11 protein-coding genes are annotated in these 9,431 nt (G+C 72.2%); 6 read left to right on the top strand and 5 right to left on the bottom strand.

Annotated features, from left to right (window positions below):
• Positions 1 to 436: DUF3099 domain-containing protein (locus HMPREF3086_RS16965; protein WP_141764150.1), on the bottom strand; the 436-nt coding region annotated here is incomplete at its 3' end.
• A gap of 58 nt (positions 437 to 494) precedes the next feature.
• Between HMPREF3086_RS16965 and HMPREF3086_RS16970 the strand changes: the two genes are divergently transcribed.
• Both HMPREF3086_RS16970 and HMPREF3086_RS16975 read left to right on the top strand, forming a co-directional pair.
• Positions 495 to 740: a DUF3039 domain-containing protein gene (locus tag HMPREF3086_RS16970; protein WP_007628744.1), complete on the top strand. Its 246-nt coding sequence runs from the start codon at positions 495 to 497 to the stop codon at positions 738 to 740.
• Positions 733 to 2,571, top strand: coding sequence for a DEAD/DEAH box helicase (locus tag HMPREF3086_RS16975; RefSeq protein ID WP_141764151.1), 1,839 nt, complete (start codon positions 733 to 735; stop codon positions 2,569 to 2,571). Before HMPREF3086_RS16970 ends, HMPREF3086_RS16975 begins: the two co-directional genes overlap by 8 nt.
• Before the next feature lie 142 nt (positions 2,572 to 2,713).
• Here the strand turns inward: HMPREF3086_RS16975 and HMPREF3086_RS16980 are convergent, their stop codons facing one another.
• Together HMPREF3086_RS16980 and ppgK are read right to left on the bottom strand one after the other, a co-directional pair.
• Positions 2,714 to 4,162 (bottom strand): RNA polymerase sigma factor, encoded by a 1,449-nt coding sequence (locus HMPREF3086_RS16980; RefSeq protein WP_082904446.1) that lies wholly within the window; start codon positions 4,160 to 4,162, stop codon positions 2,714 to 2,716.
• 114 nt (positions 4,163 to 4,276) lie between these two features.
• The gene (gene ppgK, locus HMPREF3086_RS16985) at positions 4,277 to 5,122 is read right to left on the bottom strand and encodes a polyphosphate--glucose phosphotransferase (RefSeq protein ID WP_070723110.1); all 846 of its coding nucleotides are present in this window, start codon (positions 5,120 to 5,122) and stop codon (positions 4,277 to 4,279) included.
• 198 nt (positions 5,123 to 5,320) lie between these two features.
• Here ppgK and HMPREF3086_RS16990 point away from each other — a divergent pair, with 198 nt between their 5' ends.
• Positions 5,321 to 6,292 carry an inositol monophosphatase family protein gene (locus tag HMPREF3086_RS16990; protein WP_070723114.1) on the top strand — a complete coding sequence of 324 codons (972 nt, stop codon included), beginning with the start codon at positions 5,321 to 5,323 and terminating at the stop codon, positions 6,290 to 6,292.
• Here HMPREF3086_RS16990 and cei read toward each other — a convergent pair.
• Entirely contained in the window at positions 6,282 to 6,920 is a 639-nt protein-coding gene (gene cei, locus HMPREF3086_RS16995; protein WP_070723117.1) for an envelope integrity protein Cei, read from the bottom strand. The genes HMPREF3086_RS16990 and cei overlap by 11 nt on opposite strands.
• Before the next feature lie 201 nt (positions 6,921 to 7,121).
• Here cei and HMPREF3086_RS17000 point away from each other — a divergent pair, with 201 nt between their 5' ends.
• Entirely contained in the window at positions 7,122 to 7,424 is a 303-nt protein-coding gene (locus HMPREF3086_RS17000; RefSeq protein ID WP_007628750.1) for a DUF4193 domain-containing protein, read from the top strand.
• A gap of 25 nt (positions 7,425 to 7,449) precedes the next feature.
• Here the strand turns inward: HMPREF3086_RS17000 and HMPREF3086_RS17005 are convergent, their stop codons facing one another.
• Complete coding sequence (locus HMPREF3086_RS17005; protein ID WP_061229549.1) at positions 7,450 to 7,956, bottom strand: DUF3093 domain-containing protein; 507 nt, start codon at positions 7,954 to 7,956, stop codon at positions 7,450 to 7,452.
• A gap of 51 nt (positions 7,957 to 8,007) precedes the next feature.
• Here HMPREF3086_RS17005 and dut point away from each other — a divergent pair, with 51 nt between their 5' ends.
• The gene (dut, locus tag HMPREF3086_RS17010) at positions 8,008 to 8,490 is read left to right on the top strand and encodes a dUTP diphosphatase (protein ID WP_070723119.1); all 483 of its coding nucleotides are present in this window, start codon (positions 8,008 to 8,010) and stop codon (positions 8,488 to 8,490) included.
• A 161-nt stretch (positions 8,491 to 8,651) separates the two neighbouring features.
• Positions 8,652 to 9,431, top strand: a 780-nt coding sequence (locus HMPREF3086_RS17015) for a DUF3710 domain-containing protein (protein ID WP_070723122.1), incomplete at its 3' end; no start/stop codon positions are given.

The following is a 9,431-nucleotide window of genomic DNA, read 5'->3' on the forward strand; positions in this document are numbered from 1 at the left end:
CGCCGCGGCCGGCCGCACCCGGCGGCGGCCCGATCGCCCGGCCGCCCCCGGTGTCGGAGTCCGGACGGGAGCCGTTCGCGGCGCCGGTGAGACTGGACGGTAACGCGTACGGGGCGTTCGAGGGCAGGCTCCCGGCCGTGTACGTCCGGGCCTGCCCCTTGGGCAGGGGCGGCCGGTCGTTGGCCCCGATGACCGCGATCCACGGGATCGGGATGGACCCCGCCACGATCGCCAACGCGATCCACGGATTGTTCCAGAGGGCGAGCGACCCCGCGGCCAGGAGCAGCGCGGGGATCCGCACGCTCATCAGCACGAAGTAGCGCTTCTTCCGGGCCGCGAGCTCGTCCCGGTAGGACTCCCGCGCGCCCGTGATGAGCACGGGTCTCGAGGTGTCGTCCCGTTCGCCGGATCGCTGACGGCGGAAGTCGGGTGCCATGGGGCCCAAGGTACTCCGGCGTTGGCGCGGCGACGCCCGGGTGCGGCATCATGAGGGGGTGAGCACCACCCGGACCAAGACACTCGAGCGCCCCGAGGTCACGACGACCGAGGAGACGCAGGACGACGCGCCCAAGTTCTTCCACTACGTGGACAAGAGCAAGATCGCGGAGAGCGCGGTCATGGGCACCTACGTGATCGCCCTGTGTGGTGAGGTCTTCCCGGTCACCCGCTCCGCTAAGCCCGGCTCGCCGGTGTGCCCGGAGTGCAAGCGCGTCTACGAGACTCTGAAGCCTGGTGAGTGACCCCGGCGCGGTCCCGGGCCCAGACGAGACGACCGCAGAATCCGCCCCCCGCCCCGCCGGGGGTGGTTCGCTGCGCGCCTGGCAGCGGACCGCTCTGCGCAAGTACCTCATGGCGCGGCCGAAGGACTTCCTGGCCGTGGCCACCCCGGGCGCCGGTAAGACGACCTTCGGTCTGCGGGTCGCCTCCGAGCTCCTCGCCGACCGCACAGTCGACGCCATCACCGTCGTCGCCCCCACCGAGCACCTCAAGTACCAGTGGGCTGCGTCAGCCGCGCGATCCGGCATCGCGCTCGACCCCGAGTACTCCAACTCCTCGGGCGCCCTGGCTCCCGAGTACCACGGGGTGGTGGTGACGTACGCCCAGGTGGCCGCGCACCCATTCAAACACCGCGAACGCACCGCCTCGAGGCGGACACTGGTGATCCTCGACGAGATCCACCACGGCGGCGACGCGAAGAGCTGGGGTGACGCGATCCGCGAGGCGTTCGAGGACGCCGAGCGGCGCCTGTCGCTGACGGGTACCCCCTTCCGTTCCGACGACAGCCCGATCCCGTTCGTCACCTACGAACCCGACGGGCAGGGGCACCAGCGCTCCAAGGCCGACCACTCGTACGGCTACGCCGACGCCCTGGCCGACGGCGTCGTCCGGCCGGTCGTCTTCCTCGCCTACTCGGGCGAGGCCCGCTGGCGGAGCAACGCCGGCGAGGAGTTCTCGGCCCGCCTCGGCGAGCCCCTGAGCGCCGACCAGATGTCCCGCGCCTGGCGCGTCGCGCTGGACCCCCACGGCGACTGGATGCCGGCCGTCCTGCAGGCCGCCCACACGCGCCTGCGGCAGATCCGCGCGGGCGGGGTGCCCGACGCCGGCGGCCTGGTGATCGCGACCGACCAGGAACGCGCGCGCGACTACGCGGCGCTGCTCACCGAGATCACGGGCACGCCGCCGACGCTCGTCCTGTCCGACGCCCCCACGGCCTCCAGCCGGATCGGCACCTTCTCCGACTCGACCGACGAGTGGATGGTCGCCGTGCGGATGGTGTCCGAGGGCGTCGACGTCCCCCGGCTGTGCGTGGGCGTCTACGCCACCAGCGCCTCCACGCCCCTGTACTTCGCCCAGGCCATCGGCCGTTTCGTGCGCTCTCGCCGGCCGGGGGAGACCGCCTCGGTGTTCCTGCCGTCCGTGCCTGTACTCCTGCAGCTGGCCTCGCAGATGGAGGCCCAGCGCGACCACGTCCTGGGCAAGCCACACCGGGAGGAGGGGCTGGAGGACCAGCTCCTCGCCCAGGCGAACCAGCAGCAGGACGAGAACACCGAGGACGAGGAGGACCGAGGTTACATCTCCCTCGGCGCCGACGCGGAACTCGACCAGATCGTGTACGAAGGGTCCTCCTACGGGACCGCGACCTTCGCCGGCAGCGAGGAGGAGGCCGACTATATCGGCCTGCCCGGACTGCTGGGAGCCGACGACGTCAAGGCGCTCCTGCGGCAGCGGGAGAAGGAGCAGATCAAGCGGGCGTCCGCGGAGTCTTCCTCCGGACCCGGCGCGGTCGCCGTCGTGGGCTCCGACCCGTCGGTGGCAGGCACGACGCTTCCCGGGAACGCGGCCGGGCCCGGTGCCCATGCCGGGGCCGCCGCGGACCGGGTGGCCTCCGCCGCCGAACTCAAGGACCTGCGACGCCAGCTCAACACCCTCGTGTCGGTGTACTCAGGCCGGCTGGGCAAGTCGCACGGCGCGATCCACACCCAGCTGCGCAACGCGTGTGGTGGCCCGCCCGTGCCGATGGCCTCCGCCGAGCAGATCCGGGAACGGATCAGCCTGCTCCGCAGCTGGTGAACGCCCCTACTCCGGGGTCGGGTGCCGCGCCGGAGGACGCGCGATGGCAGAGGGCGGTGTACACGGAAGGCACACCTGAGCCGGTCCGCACAGACGAGAGCGGGCCCCCGCCGTCCGGCGAGGGCCCGCTGCAGCGGTCTTATCAGTCCAGGTAGTCCCGCAGAACCTGCGAGCGCGACGGGTGCCGCAGCTTGGACATGGTCTTGGACTCGATCTGCCGGATGCGCTCACGGGTGACGCCGTAGACCTGGCCGATCTCGTCGAGGGTGCGCGGCAGGCCGTCGGTGAGGCCGAAGCGCAGCCGGACGACGCCCGCCTCACGCTCGGAGAGGGTGTCGAGCACGGAACGGAGCTGGTCCTGCAGCAGGGTGAAGCTCACGGCGTCCACGGCCACCACGGCCTCGGAGTCCTCGATGAAGTCGCCGAGCTGCGAGTCGCCCTCGTCGCCGATGGTCTGGTCCAGCGAGATGGGCTCCCGGGCGTACTGCTGGATCTCCAGCACCTTCTCCGGGGTGATGTCCATCTCCTTGGCCAACTCCTCCGGGGTGGGCTCGCGGCCCAGGTCCTGGAGCAGCTCGCGCTGGATGCGACCGAGCTTGTTGATGACCTCGACCATGTGCACCGGGATGCGGATGGTGCGGGCCTGGTCGGCCATCGCGCGGGTGATGGCCTGACGGATCCACCACGTGGCGTACGTGGAGAACTTGTAGCCCTTGGTGTAGTCGAACTTCTCGACGGCGCGGATGAGGCCGAGGTTGCCCTCCTGGATGAGGTCGAGGAACGCCATGCCGCGGCCGGTGTAGCGCTTGGCCAGCGACACGACGAGGCGGAGGTTGGCCTCGAGGAGGTGGTTCTTGGCGCGGACACCGTCGCGCTCGATCCACTTGAAGTCGCGGCGCTGCGCGGTGGTGAGCTTCTCGCCGCGCTCGGTCACCTGCGCCATGTACCAGGTGGCGTACAGGCCGGCCTCGATGCGCTTGGCGAGCTCGACCTCCTCCTCGGCGTTGAGGAGGGCGACCTTGCCGATCTGCTTGAGGTAGGCCCGAACCGAGTCCGCGGATGCGGTCAGCTCGGCGTCCTTACGTGCCTGCCGGAGGGCCTCGGACTCGTCCTCGTCCCAGACGAAGTCGCCCGACGCCTTGTCCTTGGCGCTGGGCTCCTCCTTGGTCTCCTCGTCGGCCTGCTCGTCCTCGACGTCCTCGACGTCGACCTCGACGTCTTCGAGTTCAGACGTGTCGGGCTCGACCTCGAGGGCTTCCCCGGCGTCCTCCAACTGGTCGTCCTCGACCACGTCGGTGCCCGCGGGGGAGGCGGTCTTCTTGGCGGCCGTCTTCTTGGCCGCGGTCTTCTTGGCGGCGGTCTTCTTCGCCGGGGCCTTCTTGGCGGCGGTCTTCTTGGCCGCCGTCTTCTTCGCGGGCGCCTTGCGCGCGGCGGTCTTCTTGGCGGGGGCCTCGCCAGTGACCTCGGTGCCCGACGGATCGCCGCTCGCCGCGGAATCCGAACTGGTGGTCTTCGTGGCTGCCACAAACGCCCCTTCACAACCGGTTACTCGATGGGAATCGGGGATCGATGCCGCCTGGTCTGCAGACATGCGAGCCGTCCGCCTTGCGGTACCGGGCCCGTCCCCGGCCGGTACGTGTTCCCGGCCTGCGCCATTGTAACGAGATTCTGTCCGGGGGGTTGCATCCGGCGGGGTTAGCCCGGGTCAGACGCCCACGTCGGGCAGGACCCGGCCGAGGTCGAGCACCCCCGAGTGACCTGCGGCGTAGAGCGCCGCGCCGATGATCCCGGCGTCGCCACGCCGGACGGCCGCGCGGACGGGGGTGCGGTTCTCGAGCAGGGGGAACCACTGGTCGGCGGCCTCGCTGACACCTCCCCCGAGGACGAAGGCGCGGGGCCAGAGGAGGTCCTCGATGGCGCGCAGCACGTTGGACACGTGCGGGGCCCATTCCTCGAAGCTCAGTCCGTCGCGGGCGCGGACGGAGGCGGAGGCCAGGTGCTCGGCCTCGTCGAAACCGCGCCCGGCGATGTCCTCGACCATCAGGTGGCCGAACTCGGTGTTGGGTAGCAACCTGCCGTCCAGCAGGAGGGCTGAGCCGATGCCGGTGCCGAACGTCAGCAGGATGACCAGTCCGTCGACGCCCTCACCGGCGCCGTAGTGGACCTCGGTGAGGCCGGCGGCGTCGGCGTCGTTGAGCATGAGGACGGTGCGGCCCGGTAGGTGCCGGTCGAAGAGGTCGACGACGTCACAGCCGATCCAGGAGTGGTCGATGTTGTGCGCGATGCGCGCCACGCCCTGGTGGATGACGCTCGGGAGGGCGACGCCCACCGGGCCGCGCCAGTCGAATTCGGCGACCATCTCGCGGATGAGCGCGGCGACGGCGTCGGGGGTGGCGGGCTGGGGCGTGGGGCGGACGAGCCGGTCGCCGATGAGTTCCCCGCGCGCGAGGTCGACGAGCCCCACCTTGACGCCGGTGCCGCCGACGTCCACGCCGAGTCCGGTCGGCGTCTCCGTCGGCGGGACGGCGGAGAGGGGCGAGGGGCTGGACATGTGGGGCTCCCGTGGGGTGGACCGTGCGGGGCACGGCGTCGGTTGTCAGGTGCCCGGGCCGTCGGGGCACGATGGGCGTCGGGCGCCCGCGGGCCAGCGTATCGGTCCGGCGGGCCACGGGGCGGGTTCACCGCCGCGCCCGTCCGGCGGGTCCGAGTACGGGCCCCGGAGGGGTACGACGACGACGAGGAGGGGCACATGACGTCCAGCGGAGCAGCAGAGGAGGCCGGCCGGACCGGCCCGGAGTTCGTCGACGGGTTACGGGAGCTGGCCGAGAGGGTGGCGGTGTCGGGCGGTGACGTGGCCCGGCGGATGCTGGCCGAGTTCGACTCGCGGGGGCCGGGTTCGCAGGGGCTGGGCTCGCGGTCCAAGTCGTCGGAGACCGATCCGGTGACCGTCATCGACACCTCGGTGGAGGAGCACCTGCGGCGGGAGATCGCGGCCGCCCGCCCGGGCGACACGGTCCTCGGCGAGGAGGGCGGGGAGGGCGGGGAGGTCACGGACGAGGCTCCAGGTGATCCACCGGGCGCGCCGGCGGGTGGGCCAAGCGGCGAGCCGGCGGGTGATCCGGTGGACGGGGACTTCGCCGGTGCGCGCGAGCCGCGGGTCCGGTGGGTCGTCGACCCCGTCGACGGGACGGTCAACCTGCTGTACGGGATCCCGTTCACGGCGGTGTCGGTGGCCGCCGAGGTGGACGGCGTCGTGGTCGCGGGGGCGGTCCACAACATCGTCACGCGGGAGACCTGGAGCGGGGGCTCGGGCCGGGGCGCGGCCCTGAGGGAGGCGGACGGCACCACGACGGCGCTGCGCGTGTCGGACTGCGCGGACCTGTCGCTCGCCCTGGTCGGAACCGGGTTCGCCTACGACGCGGGGATCCGGGCGGAGCAAGGCCGCGTGGTGGCCGAGTTGCTCCCGCGGGTCCGTGACATCCGCCGGTGCGGGTCCGCGGCGTTGGATCTGTGCATGTTGGCCACCGGCCGGCTGGACGCCTACTACGAGCGCGGGCTCAAATACTGGGACCACGCGGCGGGCGCGCTGATCGCGGCCGAGGCCGGGGCGGTGGTGGCGGTGTCGGAGGACGACGCCGTGCCCACCACCGGCGCCACGCCCGGCGTGTCGGCGGAGTTCCTCTCCGCGCTCGCGGGCGCGACCGGACGGCTCAGCAGCTGACGGCGCGCGCGGCGTCGAGCTCGGAGGAGATGGGCTGGCGACCCACTTTGAGCTCGTCGAGCGCGCCGACGGCGGCGGTGGAATCGGACAGGCGGGAGAACGTCGTGCCGAGCGCCAGGTCGACGGTGCCGTCGGTGCGGCCGTCGGTCACCAGCTGCATGCACGGCGCGGCGAGGGAGAGCGAGCGGGCGGCGGCCCGGCCCGCCTCGCCGTAGCGGATCTGACCGTGGCACTCGAGGGCCTGCCCGTAGACCGGGTCGTTGCCGATCGCGTCCGAGCCCGCCGGTTGGAATCCGCGCTCGGCCAGCTCGGCGGCGACGGCACCGGCCTGCCCGCTCTGGCCGTTGGCGTTGAGCACCCGGATGCGGGTGTCGGCGAGCAGCGCCGGCGCGACCTGATCGAGGGCGTCCACGGACTCCTCCTCGAGGCCCGCCTCCTCGGCCGCCGGCGGGAGCGGGCAGGCGACGGCCTGGGTGGCGGCGTCGTCTCCGCGCAGTGCCGCGGCCCAGACGAGCGCACCGAGGACGAGCACCACGACCAGGAACAGGACGTAGGGCGAGCGCAGGCGGGTCAACCCCCGCGCGGGGGTCGGGCTCGGTGTCGCCTGGGTGCTGAGATGGACGACCATGAGGGCCTTTCCTGCAGGTGAACGGGCTGCGAGCCCCGATGGGACCCGGCCCTCCACTGTAAACGTCGGGCGCAGGCGATCCCGCCCGGAACACGGACGTGACCGCTGGATGAAAAAGGCGGGAGATTCCGTTACTATGCGTGCGCCGGTCGGTCCACCGCCGAATCGGGCACCCCCCACACAGACCCAGAAAAGAGACTCATGGCAACCGACTACGACGCTCCCCGCCGCACCGAGGCAGACGAGCTCACCGGCGATTCGCTGGAGGAGCTCAAGGCACGGCGCGCGGAGGGAGCCACCGGCGAGGTCGACGTCGACGAGACGGACACCGCCGAGTCCTACGAACTGCCGGGTGCCGACCTGTCCGGCGAGGAGCTCACGGTGCGGGTCGTGCCGGAGCAGGACAACGAGTTCACGTGTGGCGAGTGCTTCCTGGTGCACCACCGCAGCCGCTTCGCCGAGGAGCGCGACGGCATGGCCATCTGCGTGGACTGCGCGGGCTGAGCACCGCGCGCGGCGGCGCCGCCGGTCAGCTGTAGTGGTTGTCCGGCAGCGCCGCCGCGAGCCCCTCGGGGTCGCGCGTGCTGATGAGCCAGTACGGCGTGGGGTCCAGCGGGTCGTCGAGGACCACGATCACCATGGTCGGGATGTACCCGCGGTGGACGACGAACGCCTCCGGGTCCAGCTGCCGTCCCATCGCCGCCTGCTTCGCCGTGGCGGGAACGACCGCGCTGCGGGCGATCGCGTCGAACGGCAGGCGCGCGCGGCCCGCGTACAGTGTCCCTCCGCCCTGACCGTCGGATTCGACCTCGATCCTCTCGCGGCCGAGCGAGACGAACAGCCAGGCGAGCAGGGCGGGGACCACGATGACGAGTAGCCACATCCACCAGCGTGCGCCGGCCGTGAAGGCCAGGACGACCGCCACGACGGTGACCGCGGCGAGCAGGAGCCACCACCACACCGGGACGCGCAGCGTCTCGGAGTGGACGGGGCGCGGCGCGCGATCGGGTGGGGGGCGGAGATCTTCGTCGGACACGACTTCAAGACTATCGAGCAACCGGGCGACGCCCGGCAGGAGGGCGGCGTCATGGTGAGCGGATCGGCCGGGGTGAGCGGTACCGGCGAGGTGCTCCGGATACGACGGCTGGACAGAGGACTCCCGCTGCCTGTCCGGGCGCACGCGGCGGACGCCGGGATCGATCTCCACGCCGCGGAGGACTGCGACCTGACACCCGGACACCGTGTCCTCATGCCGACGGGAGTCGCCATCGCGCTGCCCGTCGGGTACGTGGGTCTCGTGCACCCGCGGTCCGGACTGGCGGCGCGGGCGGGCCTGTCCATCGTCAACGCTCCCGGGACCGTCGACGCGGGCTACCGGGGGGAGATCAAGGTGAACCTCATCAACCTCGATCCGACCGAACCCGTCCGGATCGCGCGCGGTGACCGGATCGCACAGCTCCTCGTCCAGCGCGTCGAGTTGTGGGATGTCGTGGAGGTCGACGATCTCGACGAGACCGATCGCGGGGAGGGCGGCCACGGCTCGACCGGGGGTCACCACCGCCTGACCTGAGCGGCCGCCCTCACGCACGGGGAGACCGACCACCACCGCCCTCGCGCCCGGGGGAGACCGACCACCATCGCGCCTGACCCGACCGGCGGCGACGCCGTTGGGTAGCGTCGTCCGCGACGGTCCCGTCCGGGGCCGGGTCGCACTCCGAGAGGATTTCCACCATGTTCGGACGAAAGAAGCCGGTGACCGGGGCCCGCGACGCCGCCGCGTCCGCCGAGCCGGAGTCGCAGGCGCCCTCGTCGACGGGGCCGCACGACCGCTCGTCCGTTCCAGACGTGCGTGAGTACTACACGGCCCTCGGATACGGGCATATCGATCTGGGATCACTCGTCATCGGGGTGCCCCGGGGCCGCGATCTGAACGTGGCCCTCGACCCGGCCGGCCAGCCCGAGTTCCACGTCGTCACCCAGGTCTCACGTGTCATCCCGCGGGCGTTCGCCGCCCCGAAGTCGGCAGGGCAGTGGCGCACGATGGTGGCCGGGATGCGCGAGCAGCTCGAACAGCAGGGCGCCGACGTCTCGGTGGTCGACGGTCCCTGGGGACGCGAGCTCGTCGCCGTGCTGCCCGGGGCGGTCTTCCGCGCCATCGGGGTGGACGGGTACCGGTGGACCGCGGAGGTCCGGGTCATGGCGACGCCCGAGCTCGCCGAACAGGCGGCGGAGGAGGGGCGGGAGGTGTTCCGACACCTGCTCATCAACCGCGGTGACGGACCGATGCCCGTGCGGGAGCAGCTCCCCCTGACCATCCCGGACGAGATCCAGCAGGCGCTCACCCAGGCGCGGTCGCAGCAGGCCGCGCAGCAGCAGGCGCAGGCGTACCAGCAGCAGATGGCGGCCGGCCAGCAGGGTCGGTCAGGTCAGGCGACACAGGCGGGGGCGCAGGCGGCGTCCGCGAACCCGCAGGCGGCGCCCGGGAACCCGCAGTCGGCGCCCGGGAACCCG

Source organism: Dietzia sp. HMSC21D01, from assembly GCF_001815995.1.
Taxonomy (GTDB): domain Bacteria; phylum Actinomycetota; class Actinomycetes; order Mycobacteriales; family Mycobacteriaceae; genus Dietzia; species Dietzia cinnamea.